The sequence below is a fragment of the Nocardia sp. FBN12 genome, assembly GCF_054031145.1.
Genome location: NZ_CM132926.1, coordinates 4,062,875 through 4,079,170, shown reverse-complemented (window position 1 = coordinate 4,079,170; position 16,296 = coordinate 4,062,875). Strand labels below are relative to the sequence as shown.

At 68.3% G+C, this 16,296-nt stretch carries 16 protein-coding genes; 12 read left to right on the top strand and 4 right to left on the bottom strand.

What is annotated here, in order from left to right; genetic code table 11:
- Nucleotides 1-25: 25 nt before the first annotated feature.
- Nucleotides 26-1,171 carry a serine/threonine-protein kinase gene (locus ACWZHB_RS19425; RefSeq protein ID WP_427903283.1) on the top strand — a complete coding sequence of 382 codons (1,146 nt, stop codon included), beginning with the start codon at nt 26-28 and terminating at the stop codon, nt 1,169-1,171.
- Nucleotides 1,172-1,214: 43 nt separating this feature from the next.
- Nucleotides 1,215-2,177 (top strand): LysR family transcriptional regulator, encoded by a 963-nt coding sequence (locus ACWZHB_RS19420; RefSeq protein ID WP_427903282.1) that lies wholly within the window; start codon nt 1,215-1,217, stop codon nt 2,175-2,177.
- 64 nt (nt 2,178-2,241) lie between these two features.
- Here the strand turns inward: ACWZHB_RS19420 and ACWZHB_RS19415 are convergent, their stop codons facing one another.
- Nucleotides 2,242-2,511, bottom strand: a complete 270-nt coding sequence (locus ACWZHB_RS19415) for a DUF2631 domain-containing protein (RefSeq protein ID WP_427903281.1) — start codon at nt 2,509-2,511, stop codon at nt 2,242-2,244.
- 95 nt (nt 2,512-2,606) lie between these two features.
- Here ACWZHB_RS19415 and dxr point away from each other — a divergent pair, with 95 nt between their 5' ends.
- From dxr to ACWZHB_RS19390, 5 genes are all read left to right on the top strand, one after another.
- The gene (gene dxr / locus ACWZHB_RS19410; RefSeq protein WP_427903280.1) at nt 2,607-3,788 is read left to right on the top strand and encodes a 1-deoxy-D-xylulose-5-phosphate reductoisomerase; all 1,182 of its coding nucleotides are present in this window, start codon (nt 2,607-2,609) and stop codon (nt 3,786-3,788) included.
- A 39-nt stretch (nt 3,789-3,827) separates the two neighbouring features.
- Nucleotides 3,828-5,024: a M50 family metallopeptidase gene (locus tag ACWZHB_RS19405; RefSeq protein ID WP_427903279.1), complete on the top strand. Its 1,197-nt coding sequence runs from the start codon at nt 3,828-3,830 to the stop codon at nt 5,022-5,024.
- A 222-nt stretch (nt 5,025-5,246) separates the two neighbouring features.
- Nucleotides 5,247-6,401, top strand: a complete 1,155-nt coding sequence (gene ispG / locus ACWZHB_RS19400) for a flavodoxin-dependent (E)-4-hydroxy-3-methylbut-2-enyl-diphosphate synthase (protein WP_427903278.1) — start codon at nt 5,247-5,249, stop codon at nt 6,399-6,401.
- A gap of 85 nt (nt 6,402-6,486) precedes the next feature.
- A complete protein-coding gene (locus ACWZHB_RS19395; protein ID WP_427909226.1) occupies nt 6,487-7,341 on the top strand; it encodes a GNAT family N-acetyltransferase in 855 nt (284 codons plus the stop codon).
- A 173-nt stretch (nt 7,342-7,514) separates the two neighbouring features.
- Nucleotides 7,515-9,305, top strand: a complete 1,791-nt coding sequence (locus tag ACWZHB_RS19390; RefSeq protein WP_427903277.1) for a penicillin-binding transpeptidase domain-containing protein — start codon at nt 7,515-7,517, stop codon at nt 9,303-9,305.
- Here ACWZHB_RS19390 and ACWZHB_RS19385 read toward each other — a convergent pair.
- Together ACWZHB_RS19385 and ACWZHB_RS19380 are read right to left on the bottom strand one after the other, a co-directional pair.
- Nucleotides 9,299-9,496, bottom strand: a complete 198-nt coding sequence (locus tag ACWZHB_RS19385; RefSeq protein WP_427903276.1) for a hypothetical protein — start codon at nt 9,494-9,496, stop codon at nt 9,299-9,301. The genes ACWZHB_RS19390 and ACWZHB_RS19385 overlap by 7 nt on opposite strands.
- Nucleotides 9,497-9,761: 265 nt before the next feature.
- Nucleotides 9,762-10,259 (bottom strand): peroxynitrite isomerase, encoded by a 498-nt coding sequence (locus ACWZHB_RS19380; RefSeq protein WP_427903275.1) that lies wholly within the window; start codon nt 10,257-10,259, stop codon nt 9,762-9,764.
- A 117-nt stretch (nt 10,260-10,376) separates the two neighbouring features.
- On the opposite strand from ACWZHB_RS19380, the gene ACWZHB_RS19375 reads away from it, so the two are divergent.
- From ACWZHB_RS19375 to ACWZHB_RS19355, 5 genes are all read left to right on the top strand, one after another.
- Nucleotides 10,377-11,723 carry a TIGR03118 family protein gene (locus ACWZHB_RS19375; RefSeq protein ID WP_427903274.1) on the top strand — a complete coding sequence of 449 codons (1,347 nt, stop codon included), beginning with the start codon at nt 10,377-10,379 and terminating at the stop codon, nt 11,721-11,723.
- A 245-nt stretch (nt 11,724-11,968) separates the two neighbouring features.
- Entirely contained in the window at nt 11,969-12,460 is a 492-nt protein-coding gene (locus tag ACWZHB_RS19370) for a hypothetical protein (RefSeq protein ID WP_427903273.1), read from the top strand.
- A 235-nt stretch (nt 12,461-12,695) separates the two neighbouring features.
- Complete coding sequence (locus ACWZHB_RS19365) at nt 12,696-13,505, top strand: alpha/beta fold hydrolase (RefSeq protein WP_427903272.1); 810 nt, start codon at nt 12,696-12,698, stop codon at nt 13,503-13,505.
- Between the two features lie 7 nt (nt 13,506-13,512).
- A complete protein-coding gene (locus tag ACWZHB_RS19360) occupies nt 13,513-14,385 on the top strand; it encodes an ABC transporter permease (RefSeq protein ID WP_427903271.1) in 873 nt (290 codons plus the stop codon).
- Nucleotides 14,382-15,194, top strand: coding sequence for an ABC transporter permease (locus tag ACWZHB_RS19355; RefSeq protein ID WP_427903270.1), 813 nt, complete (start codon nt 14,382-14,384; stop codon nt 15,192-15,194). Before ACWZHB_RS19360 ends, ACWZHB_RS19355 begins: the two co-directional genes overlap by 4 nt.
- Here the strand turns inward: ACWZHB_RS19355 and ACWZHB_RS19350 are convergent.
- Complete coding sequence (locus ACWZHB_RS19350; RefSeq protein WP_427903269.1) at nt 15,188-16,066, bottom strand: helix-turn-helix domain-containing protein; 879 nt, start codon at nt 16,064-16,066, stop codon at nt 15,188-15,190. The two genes, ACWZHB_RS19355 and ACWZHB_RS19350, sit on opposite strands and share 7 nt — an antisense overlap.
- Nucleotides 16,067-16,296 lie beyond the last annotated feature (230 nt).

Genomic DNA, 16,296 nt, shown 5'->3' with positions numbered 1-16,296 from the left:
CGTTGAGCGAGATTCGGGGGTCAGAGTGATTTCTGACGGGACGGTGTTCGCCGGATACACGATCGACCGGCAGCTCGGGCAGGGCGGTATGGGGTCGGTGTATCTGGCCAGGCATCCGCGGCTGCCCCGGTGGACCGCGCTGAAACTGCTGAATCGGGAACTGTTCTCCGACAAGGAGATCCGGGCCAGGTTCGAACGGGAAGCCGATCTGGTCGCCCAGCTCGATCATCCCAATATCGTGACCGTGTTCGACCGCGGGGTCGAGGGCGATCAGCTGTGGATCAGCATGCAGTACATCGACGGGATCGATGCCTCCTCGCTGGATCCGCACAGCTTGCCGCCGGACCGGGCGCTGCAGATCATCGGTGAGACCGCCGCCGCGCTCGACTACGCGCATCGCGCGGGTGTGCTGCACCGTGATGTGAAGCCCGCCAACATCCTGCTGGCGCGTTCCAGCAGCCAGAAGCGGGTGTACCTCACCGACTTCGGGATCGCGCGGCTACGCGACGACTCGGGCCACCTGACCGAGACCGGTTCGTTCACCGCCACGCTCGCCTACGCCGCGCCCGAGCAGCTCACCGGCGCGGCACTGGACCACCGCGCGGACCAGTACTCGCTCGCGTGCACGCTGTACACACTGCTGACCGGCAGCGCGCCCTACGAATCGACCAGCCCCGCCGCCGTCATCACCGGACACCTGCAGTCGCCCCCGCCGCCGGTGAGTCCGCGTCGCGCCGGCCTGCCGCCGGTGCTCGACGCCGTCATGGCCCGCGCGCTGGCCAAGCGACCCGCCGACCGGTTCACCTCGTGCGAGGAGTTCGTGGAAGCCGCGCAGCGAGCGGTCCGCACCGGAACCACCGGTGCCAGCCCGCTCGCCCGGCCGACCTCGGGTGCGCACGCTCAGCCGTTCGTCGGCATGTCGCCCATGCGCCCGGTGAGCTCGACGGGCACGCCGATCCCGCCGTACAACCCGGCGCCGCCGATGCCACCGCGGATGCCGCAGCCACAGCCGCAGTACGCGCCACAGCCGCAGTACTGGCAGCAGCCGGCCCGGATCCCGAATCCGCCACCGCAGAGCGGCGGCTGGGGATCGGCACTCGGCACCTACGTGGTCCTGGTGGTCGTGGTCATCGTGATCGCCGGAGTGATCGCGCTGCTGGCAAACCTGTGATCGGAGCACCGGGCTGATCGGCGGGTGCCATATTCTGGTCAGAATGAGCGACTTCGACGTCACCGCCGCCGACACCATCGACCTCGACCGGTTGCGCCGTTTCGTCGCTGTCGCCGAGGAGCTGCACTTCGCGCGCGCCGCCAAGGCCTTGCGGATTCCACGGCAGGCACTGAGCGCCACGGTGATCGAGTTGGAGGCCGAGCTCGGCACCCGTGTCTTCGTACCGGGCGCCTCGCCCACCCAGCTCACCGACGACGGCAACGCCCTGCTCGTGCGCGCCAGAGACCTGATCAGGGCGCAGGAGCAAGCCGAGCGGGAGCAGAAGCCCGACGCCCCCGCGAGCCTGCGGGTGGGTTTCGTGCCGGGGGTGACGGTGTCGAAGTGGGCGCGGATCTGGGGCGATCGACTGCCGGACCATCCACTCGAGGTCGTCGGCGTCGCGCAGGGTGAGCAGGAGTCGGCGTTGCGCGAGGGCCGCGTCGACGTGTGCTTCGTGCGGCTGCCCATCGATCGGACCGCGACGAACGCGATCCCGCTGTGGCAGGAGACACCGGTCGTGGTCGTGCAGAAGGACGACGCGCTGTCGCTGCTCGACTCGATCAGCCCCGCGGATCTGGCCGCCGAAACGGTCCAGGAGGCAGCCGATCTCGATCAGGCCGTCGATACCCTCGCACTGGTCGCCGCGGTCGGCGGCGCGGCGATCATGCCGCAGTCGATCGCTCGCCTGCACCACCGCCGCGACCTGGTCTACCGCCCGATCAGCGACACCGAGTTCACCGAGATCGCGCTGGCCTGGCCGACCGGGACCGACACCGAACTGCTCGAGGAGTTCGTCGGCATCGTGCGCGGCCGCTCGGCCAACAGCTCGCGCGGCGGCGTGGCGGAACCGGAACAGCGCACCGCGGCGCCCGCTCGCAAGCCCGCGGCGAAGAAACCCGCGGCCAGGAAACCGGCGCCGAAGAAGCCGGTCGCGCGCGGTCGCAAACCGGCCCGGCGCGGCCGCTGATACACGAAAACGCCTGCGGCGCACAGTGATTGCCGCAGGCGTGGACGTTGTGGTAGTCGAAGCGCTACTTCGGCATCCGCTGGGTGAGCGAATCGACGATCATGATGAGCGCCATCAGACCGGCCAGGCTGATGAGGAAGATGTCCTCGACGTGACCCTGGTGGTTGCCGATGGTCATCCCGAGCAGAGCCACGACGACGACCCAACCCGCGATGCGGAAGGTCTTGCGCGACTCACCGCTCCAGCCCCATGCTGCCGAGGGCACCTCGGCGGGGTCGACGCTGGTGGCGACGGCACGCTCGGTGCTGGCTTTATCGAGGTCCGTGGCTGCCACGATCGCTCCTAAGGGCTCGAGTTCTGGTTGGGCGAGTGAGCATATCGTGGCATACGACCGTCCGTCGTAGCCAGCAGCCCTGCCACAATGGGCCCGTGTCCCACCCCGCAACGCGTGCCACGCACGACAGTTCCCCGTCCACCGATCGGGTGAAGGTGCTGCTTCTCGGCAGTACCGGTTCGATCGGTACCCAGGCGCTCGAGGTGATCGCCGCCAACCCCGACCGCTTCGAGGTGGTCGGCCTGGCGGCGCGGGGCGGCAATCCCGCCCTGCTCGCCGAGCAGATGGCGGCGACCGGCACCCGCAATGTCGCCGTCGCCGACCCCGCCGCCGCCGAGGCGCTCGATCTCGAACTCGGCGGACCCGACGCGGCCACCGAGCTGGTCCGCCGCACGGAGGCCGATGTGGTGCTCAACGCGCTGGTCGGTTCGCTGGGTCTGGAACCAACGCTGGCCACTCTGCACGCGGGCACGCGCCTCGCGCTCGCGAACAAGGAATCCCTGGTGGCGGGTGGTTCCCTGGTGACGCGCGCGGCCGCACCCGGTCAGATCGTGCCCGTCGATTCCGAGCATTCCGCACTGGCCCAGTGCCTGCGTGGCGGTCGCGCCGAGGAGGTGGATCGCCTCGTCCTCACCGCGTCGGGCGGGCCGTTCCGCGGCTGGACCACCGAGATGCTCGAATCCGTGAACCCCGCCGAAGCCAAAACCCACCCGACCTGGTCGATGGGCCCGATGAACACCCTGAACTCGGCCTCGCTGGTCAACAAGGGACTGGAACTGATCGAGACCCATCTGCTGTTCGGTGTGCCCTACGACCGCATCGACGTCACCGTCCACCCCCAGTCGATCGTCCACTCGATGGTCACCTTCACCGACGGCTCGACCCTCGCCCAGGCCAGCCCCCCTGACATGAAACTCCCGATCGCCCTGGCGCTCGGCTGGCCCGACCGCATCCCCGGTGCGGCCGCCGCCTGCGATTTCGGCACCGCGTCCACCTGGACCTTCGAGCCGGTCGACGACGAGGTCTTCCCCGCCGTCCGCCTGGCCCGGCAGGCAGGTGAAGCGGGCGGCAGCGTCACCGCGGTCTACAACGCCGCCAACGAGGTCGCCGTCCAAGCCTTCCTCGACGGCGAGATCACCTTCCCCATGATTGTGCGCACCGTCACCCGCGCGGTAGAGGCCGCCGACCGCTGGCACGCCGAACCGGATACCCTGGACGACGTCCTCGCGGCCGACCGCTGGGCACGGGAGTACGCCGCGAAGATCATCGCGTCCTGACTCGCTCGTTCGGCCGCCAACAAACACGGCAGGGAGAACATGGTTTTCGCGCTGGGGTTCGCTCTGTTCGCCCTTGGTATCACGATCTCGATCGCGCTGCACGAGTGCGGGCACATGTGGACCGCGCAGGCCACCGGCATGAAGGTGCGTCGCTACTTCATCGGCTTCGGGCCGAAGGTGTTCTCGTTCCGTCGCGGTGAGACCGAGTACGGCCTGAAGGCGCTGCCGCTCGGCGGTTTCTGCGATATCGCGGGCATGACGGCGCTCGACGAGCTCGAGCCGGAGGAAGTCGACCGGGCGATGTACCGCCAGTCGACCTGGAAGCGCCTGGTCGTGATGTTCGGCGGCATCGGCATGAACTTCCTGCTCGGGTTCATCCTGCTGGTGGTCCTGGCGATCGGCTGGGGGCTGCCGCAGCTCGAGCAGCCGCCTGCCACCGCGCTCGGCACCATGAGCTGCGTCGCGCAGGAGACCCCGGAGAAGACCCTCGCCCCCTGCACCGGCGACGGCCCCGCCCAGCGCGCCGGGTTGCAGCGTGGTGACGTGGTGAAGGCCGTCAACGGCGTCGAGGTGAGCACCTGGGCACAGTTCCAGGCCGAAACCCAGAAGCAGACCGGCACTTTCACCTACACGATCGAACGCGACGGCACCACGCTGACGGTTCCGGTCACCCCGGAGCGGGTCGTGCGCTCGCCCAAGGAAGGCCCGAGTCGTGAGGTGAGCGCGGTGGGGGTCGGTCCCGACTACGCCGAGCCGAAGCAGTACGGCCCGATCGCGGCGATCCCGGCCACCATCTCGTTCACCGGCGACTTCTTCGTCGAGACGGTGAAGTCCTTGGCGAAGATGCCGCAGAAGGTCTCGGCACTGTGGGAAGCCGTCACCGGCGGCGAGCGCGACCCGGAGACCCCGGTGAGCGTCTACGGCGCCAGCCGCCTCGGTGGCGAGACCGCCGAGCGTGGCCTGTGGGGCATGTTCATCATGATCCTGGCCAGCCTGAACTTCTTCCTCGGCGCGTTCAATCTGCTGCCGTTGCTGCCGCTCGACGGCGGTCACATCGCGGTGGTGCTCTACGAGAAGGTCCGCAACACGATCCGAGGCTGGTTCGGCAAGGCCCCCGCGGGCCCGGTCGACTACCTCAAGCTGTTGCCGCTGACATATGTGGCAGTAGTGATCGGTGGTGCGTTCATGCTGCTCACGCTGGCCGCCGACATCGTCAACCCGATCAGCCTGCGGTAACATTCGCGGCTGTCGCCGCGGGTCTTCGGCCTCGTCACCCCGAATCCGAGGGGCGATACCGCGCCTGCGGCGTTCCGTCTCGCCCCTCGGATCCGGGGCGGCCGAAAACCGCGATGCATTCACTGTCGTGGCCCTCACAGGGCGGCGGGTCACTCCGCGCGACTAAGCTCGGCAACATACACCCGGTCAATCCGAGAACCGTACGAAAGAAGGCAGCCGAACGTGACCACCACAATCGGATTGGGGATGCCAGCCGCCCCCGCTGCTGTTCTCGCACCCCGGCGCAAGACCCGCCAGCTGATGGTCGGCAATGTCGGCGTCGGTAGCGATTCGCCGATCTCGGTGCAGTCGATGACCACCACCAAGACTCACGACATCAACGCCACCCTGCAGCAGATCGCCGAGCTCACCGCCTCGGGCTGCGACATCGTGCGAGTTGCCTGTCCGCGTCAGGAAGACGCCGACGCGCTCGCCACGATCGCGAAGAAGTCGCAGATCCCGGTGATCGCCGACATCCACTTCCAGCCGCGCTACATCTTCGCCGCCATCGACGCGGGCTGCGCCGCGGTGCGCGTGAACCCGGGCAACATCAAGGAATTCGACGGTCGCGTCGGCGAGGTCGCCAAGGCCGCAGGCGCCGCGGGCATCCCGATCCGCATCGGCGTCAACGCCGGTTCGCTCGACAAGCGGATGCTCGAGAAGTACGGCAAGGCAACGCCAGAGGCGCTGGTGGAGTCGGCGCTGTGGGAGGCGAGCCTGTTCGAGGAGCACGGCTTCGGCGACATCAAGATCTCGGTCAAGCACAACGACCCGGTGATCATGGTCGAGGCCTACCGCCAGCTCGCCGCCCAGAGTGACTACCCGCTGCACCTCGGTGTCACCGAGGCGGGCCCGGCGTTCCAGGGCACGATCAAGTCGGCGGTCGCCTTCGGCGCGCTGCTCAGCGAGGGCATCGGCGATACGATCCGCGTTTCGCTCTCGGCCCCGCCCGCCGAGGAGATCAAGGTCGGCAGCCAGATCCTGCAGTCGCTGAACCTGCGCCCGCGCAAGCTCGAGATCGTGTCCTGCCCGTCGTGTGGACGCGCCCAGGTGGACGTGTACACCCTGGCCGACGCCGTCGCCGCCGGTCTGGACGGCCTGGAAGTGCCGCTGCGCGTCGCGGTGATGGGCTGCGTCGTGAACGGGCCGGGCGAGGCTCGTGAGGCCGACCTCGGAGTCGCCTCCGGTAACGGCAAGGGCCAGATCTTCGTCAAGGGCGAGGTCATCAAGACCGTGCCCGAGCATCTGATCGTGGAGACCCTGATCGAAGAGGCGATGCGCATCGCCGAGGAGATGGGCGAGCAGCCGGGCGGCGAACCGGTCGTCACCGTCAGCTGAGCCGGGCAACTCTCGGTCAGGCGTCGGATTCGGCGGACCCGTACCGCTCGGCGTGCTTTCGTGGCAGGCTGGTGCCGTGCGGAGTCTGCTGGAGCCGACGCGACGGTCCAAAACCGCTCCCGCGCGCCCGGTGGCCGTGCGAGATCTCGGCGAAGTGCTGCGCGTCCTCGACGCCGACCCGGTGGCGTCGTGCATGATCGCCGCCCGGGTGCAGGAATTCGGGCTCGATACGCGCAGTGGTGTCGGTGAGCTGTGGAGTCGCGGCGGACCGGCCGACTCCCTGTGTTTCTCCGGTGCCAATCTGGTTCCGCTCCGCGGTGACCAGCAGGCCTTACGCGCGTTCGCCGATCGGGCAGGCCGCTGGCCACGGGTGTGTTCCTCGGTGGTCGGCAGGCAGGAACTCGCCCTCCCGCTGTGGGAGATGCTGCTTCCGTCGTGGGGTCCCGCCAGGGAGTTGCGCGCCGACCAACCGCTGCTGGCACTCGCCCAACCCGCCACCGTGCGCGCCGACGGGGGCGTGCGCCGGGTACGGCCCGACGAGATCGACCGCTACCTGAGCGCCGCGATCGCCATGTTCATCGAAGAAGTCGGCATCGACCCGCGCGCAGGCGACGGCGGCCGCGGCTACCGGCGGCGGATCAACAGTCTCATCGAATCCGGCAGGGCCTGGGCACGTTTCGAAGACGGCGAGGTCGTCTTCAAGGCCGAGATCGGCGCGCTGTCGCGGCGCACCGGCCAGATCCAGGGCGTGTGGGTACATCCCGAATACCGGGGTGCCGGCGTCGGTACCGCGGGCACCGCCTCGGTCGCCAATGCTGTTGTGGCAACAGGCCGTACGGCCAGCCTCTACGTCAACGACTACAACCGCATCGCCCGCCGCGCCTACAGCCGCGTGGGTTTCCGCCAGATCGCCACCTTCGCAACTGTCCTGGTGGACTGAGTTTTTTGCGGCTGGTGCCGCGGGTTTGCGGCCTGTTCCCTCGATCTTCCCTCCCTCCGGGTACTCCTTCGTCGCACCCTCCGGTCAGTCCAGATCGAGGCGGCCGCAAACCGTAAGGGCGACACCGTGTTGCGCCGAGGTCAGCGGGCTGTTCGCCGCTACGATCGGTGCCGATGAGGACACGGATGCTCACCACGTGCGCGGTGGCCGCCCTCGCCGTTGCGGCGACCGCCTGTTCTTCGGGTGCCCAGGGGCCGGTGCCCGCCGCCGACGCCTTCGCGGCGGCGTTCGCCGAACACGATCTCCCCGCGGCCGCGGCGCTCACCACCGCACCCGAGAAGGCAACGGCGGCACTGACTTCGACGTGGCAGGCGTTGCAGGCGGAGAAGTTGTCGATCCGCACCGGCGACGCGCGCGTCAACGGCGACACCGCGACGGTCGACTACACCTACGAGTGGACCCTGCCCAAGGGCCGCCAGTGGACCTACTCCGGCGAACTGCAGATGGGCCGTAGCGACGGGCGCTGGCTGGTGCGCTGGAGCTCCGCCGACATCCACCCCGAACTCGGCGACACCCAGAGCATGGAGCTGCGCACCCGCCCCGCGCCGCGCGCCAGGGTGAACGAGGCGGCGGGCAGTGACGTGCTCGTGCCCGGCAAGGTCTCGCGGGTGAAGTTCACCGTGGCCGACGCCCCCGACCCGAGCCGCGTCGCCGGTGCGCTCGCCGCGGCGCTGAGCCGCATCGACCCCGTCGCCTACACCCCGCAGTCCATCCTCGCCGCGGCGCGCAAAACCGACGGCGCGCACACTGTGATCCTGCTCAACGAATACGAGGCCGAGACCATCGGTGGCGAACTGATCGGCCTGCCCGGTGTGACCCTGACCCAGGAGTGGGACATGGTGGCCACCGACCGGAAGTTCGCGCCCGACCTGCTCACCCAGGTCCGCAAGACGGTGATCGCCGAGGTCGACGGCAAGGCGGGCTGGAGCGTGGTCACCCGCAATGCCGACGGCGCCGATCTCGCTGTGCTGCACGAGGAAGCGGCCGAACCCGCGCCCTCGTTCGCGCTGAGCATCGACCGATTCGTCCAGAATTCCGCCCAGCACGCCGTCGATCTGCGCACCGAGCAGGCCATGATGGTGGTGCTGCGCCCGTCGACCGGCGCGATCCTCGCGGTGGCCCAGAACAAGTTCGCCGACCGCGACGGCCCGGTGGCCACCAGCGGCCAGTACCCGCCGGGCTCGATCTTCAAGACGGTCACGGCGTCGGCGGCGATGGCATCGGGCCTTGCCACACCCGACACCGTGCTGGCCTGCCCGAGCAGCACCATCATCGGCGAACGCACGATCCCCAACTACAACATGTTCACGGTGGGCGACGTGCCGATGGCCACCGCCTACGAACGCTCGTGCAACACCACCTTCGCCAGGCTGGCCAGCAAACTCGAACCCGATGCGCTCACCGAGGCGGCGGCGCGCCTCGGCGTCGGCCAGGACTACAACGTGGAAGGTCTGCCGACGATGTCCGGTTCGGTGCCGAAAGCCGAGGGGCTCGTCCAGCGCGCCGAAGACGGCATCGGCCAGGGCCGAGTGGTGGTGAGCCCGTTCGGGATGGCGGTGATGGCCGCGACGGTCGCGCACGGTAGCGCGCCGGTGCCGTATCTGATCGCGGGCAGGCCGACCGAGGTCACCGGTGAGCGGCCCGCGATCGCGCCGGAGGTGGTCGAGGGACTGCGTTCGATGATGCGCATGGTGGTCACCGGCGGCACGGCCGAACGCATCAGGGATCAGGGCGAGGTCTACGGCAAGACCGGCGAGGCCGAGGTCGACGGGGGTTCGCACTCGTGGTTCATCGGGTATCGCGGGGATATCGCGTTCGCGACACTGCTGGTCAAGGGCGGCAGCTCCGACAATGCGGTCGCCACCACCCGGGATATGTTCGCCGCCTTGCCCGCAGGCTACTGAGTCGCCAGCAGACCCCGCACCACCGCGAGTGACGTGCTCTCGGTATGGGATGACGCCGTGTCGTGCAGCACGTTGTAGCTGACAACGGGCTCGGGCGCGGCCCCCATGGCCGCGCCGTCGAGGACGTCGATGGCGGCCGCGCCGCCGAGGATCATCCCCGCAGTGGTCAAGATCAGAGTGGAACGCCTCATAGTTCGTCTCCCTCATTCAGGGTTTCGACGTGTTCGCGGGGCAGTCGTTCGATTGTCTGGGGATTAGCTGATGCATAACCGTAGAACGATGGTTACTGCGGCAACAGGCGGCGTCAGTAAGCGACACACAATTGTTGCCCTATGTGCGGGCGTGTTCGAACACAACCGCTACCGCACCGTGATGAAAAGGTGAATTATCGGTTTCGATCGCGCAAATGCGCTGATCAGGGGTCATGTTCGGGTAAATTGCCGAATTACACGTGACTCAGCCGCGTTGCAGAGTTGCCGCTAGATGGTGTTGCAAAGATTCGCCGACAGCCGCCATCCGCAGTGTGTACTCGATCATGTCGCCGGTCACATGGAACGATCGGCCGACCGCGGTAACCCGCTTCGCGGATTCGCTCAGACCGATATTCGTGGAGTTCAATTCCAGGCGAATTCCGTCGACCGTTTCGGTGATCGTGCCTTCGCAGATCTCGGTGATTCCGGTCGGATGGGCGAGGATCAGTTCGACCCGGCCGGGCGCCGGGCTGCGCAGGTAGCCGGTCTCCGCGTGCAGTGGGCGACCGTCGGAGCCCGCCTTGGTCTTCTGCCGGTAGGTGAGGAACGGCCTTCCGAGGTGCCCGAAGGTGATCTCCTCGACGTAGTCGAAGGACTCGATCGTCGGATATTCGCCCCTGCCGCGGCCGCGCCAGGTACCGAGTAGTGGTGCCAGAGCGGCGATGTCGGGATGCGGGGCGATGTTGGGGGAGGGTTCGACCACGGCCGACAGCCTAACCCCGCGGTTCCGGCGGCGGTCACGGCACACCGGCGCATCAGCCGCGATAAGGTCACCTTCGCCTGAACGCCGTCCGGCGGAGGGTCGAAAGGACAAAAGAACGTGAACGGACATGTGAGGGGCGCCCGCGGGGTGCGGTCCGGGCTGGTGCGCGGTGCGGTACTCGGCGCGGCCGTGTTGCTCGCCGCGGCGTGCTCGAACGCCGAGCCCTCGACCGACGACGTGGCCGCGCTGGACGGCAACCGCTACAGCCAGACCAACTTGGCTGCCGACAAGGACTCCTATCACGCCCAGTTCACGGTGCCGGGCATGGTCAACGCCTGGGGCCTGGCCGATCGGCCGAACGGCACGGGTGGGCACTTCTGGGTCGGTGCGGGCGGCAAGTCGTTCCAGTTCCTCGGTGACGTGCAGTCGTCCTCGGATCCCAAGCTGCAGAAGCTGACTCAGGACCAGTTCAAGCTTGTCGGCATTCCCGGCGCCGATGCCGACACCTCCGACAAGAGCATCGGCAAGACCACCGGCGTCGTGTCCAACCCGGCGCCGATCACCTCGGATCTGTTCGTGGTGCGTGACCAGTGGGTCGACGTGGACGGCATGCCGGTTCCGCTCGGCGGTTCCGCGCGCTTCATCTTCGCTACCGATTCGGGCAAGATCTCCGCCTGGACCGAGCAGGCTCCCGACGGCGTGATCGTGCGTCGCGACGGCGGCGCGAACCAGGTGTTCGACGGAACCGCGGCGGGCATGGCCTTCTTCGGCATCGCGCTTGCCCCCTCGGGTGACAAGTTGCTGGCAGCCGACTTCGGCGCAGATCCGCAGGTCCGCACCTTCGACAAGAACTGGCAGCCGGTCGCGACCACCGGCTTCGCCAACCCGTTCGCCACCGGTGAGGTGATCGACGCGTCCTCGCCGGAAAAGGGCAAGAAGGCCAAGCCCGGCGATCCGGCGCCGTTCAACATCACCACGCTCGGTAGCCGAGTGTTCGTGTCCTACGCCATGACGGCGCCCGGCAAGGCGGACCCGAAAGCCTTCGACAAGGGCGCGGAAGTCTCGCTCGACGCCGCTCAGGACAAGGCCTCGGACGGCACACCGGACCGGGGCAAGGTCGCCGAGTTCGACGGCGCGGGCAAGCTGGTGCGCATCATCGACGACGGCGGCAGGCTCAACGCGCCATGGGGTGTGGCGATCGCGCCGTCGAACTTCGGTGCTCTGTCGGGCAAGCTGCTGATCGGCAACTTCGGCGGGCTCGGCCGCGTGCTCGCCTACGACGACACCACTGGCACCTTCGTCGACTACCTGCGCGACGGTGAAGCGAAGCCGGTCGAGATCGCGGGCCTGTGGGCACTGATGTTCGGCAACGGCGAAAGCCAGGGCGACGCGAACGCCCTCTACTTCACCGCGGGTCCCGAAGACGAAAAAGACGGCCTGTTCGGCAGCCTGCGCGTGCAGTAGGAAGACCATGGGACCCGCTCCCACGCCTGGCCTGAATGCGCGGACAGGCGGGGGAGCGGACAAGGCGGCGGAGCGGACAATGCAAGTGTCCGGTGGGCAAAGTGCTTCCGCCACGTGCGCTGTGAGGGACAGTTGGTGGCGAAATGGTTGCCGGATATGTGCGATCCGCGCGGGTTCGGGGCCGTTCCGTCCGCACGCTGTGGCACCTCCACCGGGGTGTCGTGCCCGAGCCGGAGGTGTGCCAGATGAAGGTTGCGCGCGTTGACGTCGGCCGTTCGACGGGGAGCGGTGAGATGTGGCATTCGGCACGAGAGGCGATGCTGCCCGGCCGCGATGTGCTCCTGGCGGCCTTCCGTGGTTTGCCACACGATGACCACCCCCTTCTCGACGCGGCTGGTGAGCTCGCGCTGCTGCACCAGCTGCGCGAGCGCACCCCGCTGAGCGAGTCCGAGCGCATCGACCGTCGTCGCGCCCAGCTGATGCGCGCGATCGACCGCTGGGTCATCCTGGCCGCCCCCGTGCCGCCCGCCGCGGCCGACGAACACTGCGAAACCCTCGGCGGCCTGGTCGACCGCCTCGCCGAACACTGCTCTCAGACGTTCGTCGCCCTGGCAGGTGCCCCCGAATCGGTCTTCTACGACGAGTGGGTCCGCCTCGACGACCTCGCCGACAGCTACGAGCGCCTGATCGACGACCTGTGGTCAGGAGTCCGCAGCCTCCCTCTGAACACCTACTAGTGCCGGACAGGTGTTCGCGGCCTCCCTTCGATGACACCTAGGGTGGGTTCACCGCCACCTGGGTGGGTGAGATCGGGCCCCGGGGTCGCTTGGGGCCGCGGCCTTCCTGCACGACAGTGGAACTCACACCATCTGTGGTCGGGTCGGCGAAGGAGTTCTGATGCGAAGTCGGTCGGCAGCGATTGCCCCCGAAAGTATTGGGCTGCCAGGGGTTTCGTACGACGTATCATCTGTTGTGAGCACTCGCGACGATCCGGCAGGCCAGCCGTCTGCCTGCGGATGGACGGCTGACCGGCCCGACGCTTGCGCGGCGGAATCCGCCGTCGACGAGGAGCGCGCCGACTCCGCGGCGACCGATATCGTGTTGCCGATCCGCCCGCGCACCACCTACGTCGACGGCGCGCCCCTGTTCTGTCTGGCCGGTGAAGCATCGCTGGCCTGGAACTATGCGGGTCTGGTCACCCATCTCGAGCCCCGGGTCCCGATCTACGGCCTGCAGGCGAGCACCGGACCGCGCACGATCCGCGAATACGCCACCCGCTACCTCGCCGAGATCCGCCGTATCGCCCCGCGCGGCCCGTACCAGCTACTCGGTTGGTCCGCAGGCGGTTTCGTCGCCCACGAAGTCGCGGTGCGACTTCGCGCGGCAGGCGAACAGGTCCGCGTCGTCGTCCTCGCCACCGACCCGGCGGGTCCCACCCCCGCACCGCTGTCCGCCGACCGATTCGCCCCGCTGTTCGGCCTCGCGGGAACGACGGACCTCCCCGGCCGCGATCTCGACCGCATCGCCGACCTGAGCACCACAGCCGCGCGCATGGTGTCCGGCTACCGGCCCTCCTGGCTCCCCGGCGACCTCACCGTCTGCATCGCGGGCCGCAAGCCCGACGGCACCGACCGCCTCGATCCCGGTGCCACGGTGCGCAATTGGCGCCCCTACGTCGAGGGCCCGGTTACCGGCTTCGTCCTCGACGCGACCTCCGACGAACTCGCCACACCCGAACTTCTCCCCGAGATCGCCCGAATCCTCGCGACAGCCACGTCCTAGGCGCGACATGCAGACCGAGTTCCCCGCCGGCACAGCGCACATCGGCAACGATGGGGGCGTGCAGACCACCGACGAGCCCGGCATCGACCGCGCGCCGACGGCGGCGTTCACGCAGTGGTGGGTGCTCGCGCAACGGCTGATCCGCCCGGCGTGGCGCACCGGCGAGATCGTGACCGCGCTCCTTGCCCCCGCGGTGTTCACCATCGGCTTCTACGTCCCGCTCGAGCTCGTGATGACCGTCTACGGGCACGGCCTGAGCAGCTACGCCCAGTTCCTGATGCCGATGATCGTCATGCAGGCGGTCGCGTTCTGCGCCGTCACCGCCGCGTTCCGCTCCGCCACCGATGCCCGCGACGGCCTCGACCTCCGCTTCGCCACCCTGCCGATGCCGCGGTGGATCCCCTTCGCGGCCAGAATCACCGTGGCCGCCCACCGAGCGGTGATCGCGGTCGGCGCCGCGCTGGTCTGCGGCACCCTCATCGGCTTCCGGTTCAGCGGAAACTGGTGGCACACCGTGGCTTTCCTCGCGTTCGCGCTGCTGATCGCGACCGCCCTGTGCTGTGCCGCCGACCTGCTCGGCAGCATGTCCACCAGCCCCGAGGCCACCACCCAGCTCCTGGTGCTGCCCCAGTTGATCTTCGGCATGGTGTCCACCGGGTTCGCGCCCGCGAGCCAATTCCCCGGCTGGATCCAGGGTTTCGTCCGCAATCAGCCCGTCTCCCAGTTCGTCGACGGCCTGCGCGCACTGGCGGGCGACGCCACCGGCAACGCCGGCTCGGTCGACATCGCGACACTGGGTCCCGGCCTGGCCTGGGCGCTCGGCATCCTGGTGGTCTGCGGCGGCCTGGCCTGGCGACACGCCGCGCGGCGGACCGCATGACAACCGAAACGCTGCCCGCGGTCATCGACCGGCACACCGAGACGCTGCGAATGCTACTGCCGCAGACGGTGATTCAAACCAAACGGCTGCTGACCCGCTGGGGCCGCGACCCGCTGACGGTGATGCAAGCCCTGCTCTTCCCCGCGCTCCTGCTGGTGATGCTGAATGCCGTGCTGGGCAAACAGGTCTCGTCTTTCGCGGGTGCTGACGCACTGTACGGCTCGGTCCCGATGGTCTCGCTGGTCGGGGTGATGTCGGGTTCGCTGGCCGGCGCCGTCACCCTCGGTCGCGAACGCGATGGCGGACTGCTGTCCCGATTCTGGGTGCTGCCGGTCCATCGTGCCTCGGGCCTGCTCTCGAGGGTCCTCGCCGAAGGTGTGCGAATCCTGCTCTGCACCATGGTGATCTTCGCCGTCGGCATCGCCCTCGGGTTCCGCTTCACCCAGGGCCCGCTCGCCGCGATCGCGCTGTTCGGCATCCCGGTGCTGTACGGTCTCGGCTTCGCGACCATGGTCACGGCGTGCGCCGTGTATACGGCGAAACCCGCACTGGTGGAGTCTATTTCGCTCGGATCGTCGATGCTGATGTTCTTCAGCACCGGATTCGTCCCGCTCACCGCCTACCCCGGCTGGGCCCGCCCGATCGTGGAACACAACCCGCTCACCCACGCCATCGAGACGATGCGCGGACTCTCACTCGGCGGTCCCGTGCGCGACCCGCTGCTGGCCACGCTGGCCTGGTCGCTCGGCGCGATCGTGGTGTTCGCGCTACCCGCCGCGATCGGTTTCCGCCGCGCCAGCCGCTACTGAGCGGCCGCGGCCTGCGTGATCGCGTCCCTGGCCTCGGTGATCAACTTCGCCGAGTCGCGCGGGCTCAACGCCATCGCCCGCAATTGGTCGAAGATCACGCCGAACCGGCGGATCTCGGAGTGCCCCTCGACCAGGTTGTGCACCGACATGCTCTCCACGTACACGAGCTCCGGGTCGACCGGATTGCGGAAGTCGAGCAGCGTGAACGAGCCCGCCATGCCGGGGTGAGCGCCCGCGTCGAACGGGAGCACCTGCAGGATCACGTTCTTGCGCTTGGTCTCGTCGAGCAGCCGATCGAGTTGGCCAACCATCGTCGCGGGGCCGCCGACCACGCGGCGAATGGCCGCCTCGTCCATCACCACCCACAATTCGAGCGGGTCGTCCTTGGTCAGGTTGATGGCGCGATCCATGCGCGCCTGCGCCCTGCTCTCCATCACCGAGGCGTCGAGACGCGGCATCGAGGTGTCGATCACGGCGGCGGCGTACTCGAACGTCTGCAGCAGGCCGGGCACCGTCGAGGTCTGGTACTGCCTGGCCGACAATGCTTCCGCCTCGAAGTTGATGTAATTCGCGTACACCTCCGACACCGCGCCCTCGTAGGGCTGCGACATGCCGGGTTTCAGCGCGTCGGTCAGCAAGCTGAGTGCTTCCTCGCGCATTTTGTCGTCGACCTGATACAGGTCGAGCATGGCGCCGAGGGTGCGACGTTGTGGGCGCGCCTGAGCCATTTCGATCCGGTACAGCGTGGTGACGTTGATACCGGTCCGCGCGCTGACGTCTTCCTTGCTCAGCTGGGCGCTTTCGCGCAACTCGCGCAACATGGCTGCGAGCCGGCGAAGCCGGACGGTCAGGGTCGTACGCTTGCCTGCCATGAATCGCATTATTGCGCTGCAAGGCCGCTATGTCACGCGATCGGCGAAGACAGCGGCGTAGGGACAACCATGGTGTTCGGCGAGTCCGCGAGGCGCGCCGGAAGACCGTGCGGCGCTGCGCATGTGACTGTCGGTTCTGTCAGGGTGGCTTTACTGCAGGAGTGATAACGCAATCTTGCGTTTCGTCTTCTGAGCGAGCATGATCCAGTTAGCCTGGTTGCGAACAATCC

Excerpts from the sequence above, each read along its gene's own strand:
- ACWZHB_RS19420 (WP_427903282.1), top strand. The coding sequence starts at position 1,215 with ATGAGCGACTTCGACGTCACCGCCGCCGACACCATCGACCTCGACCGG.
- ACWZHB_RS19405 (WP_427903279.1), top strand. The coding sequence starts at position 3,828 with ATGGTTTTCGCGCTGGGGTTCGCTCTGTTCGCCCTTGGTATCACGATC.
- ACWZHB_RS19390 (WP_427903277.1), top strand. The coding sequence starts at position 7,515 with ATGAGGACACGGATGCTCACCACGTGCGCGGTGGCCGCCCTCGCCGTT.
- ACWZHB_RS19385 (WP_427903276.1), bottom strand. The coding sequence starts at position 9,496 with ATGAGGCGTTCCACTCTGATCTTGACCACTGCGGGGATGATCCTCGGC.
- ACWZHB_RS19370 (WP_427903273.1), top strand. The coding sequence starts at position 11,969 with ATGAAGGTTGCGCGCGTTGACGTCGGCCGTTCGACGGGGAGCGGTGAG.
- ACWZHB_RS19360 (WP_427903271.1), top strand. The coding sequence starts at position 13,513 with ATGCAGACCGAGTTCCCCGCCGGCACAGCGCACATCGGCAACGATGGG.
- ACWZHB_RS19355 (WP_427903270.1), top strand. The coding sequence starts at position 14,382 with ATGACAACCGAAACGCTGCCCGCGGTCATCGACCGGCACACCGAGACG.
- ACWZHB_RS19350 (WP_427903269.1), bottom strand. The coding sequence starts at position 16,066 with ATGGCAGGCAAGCGTACGACCCTGACCGTCCGGCTTCGCCGGCTCGCA.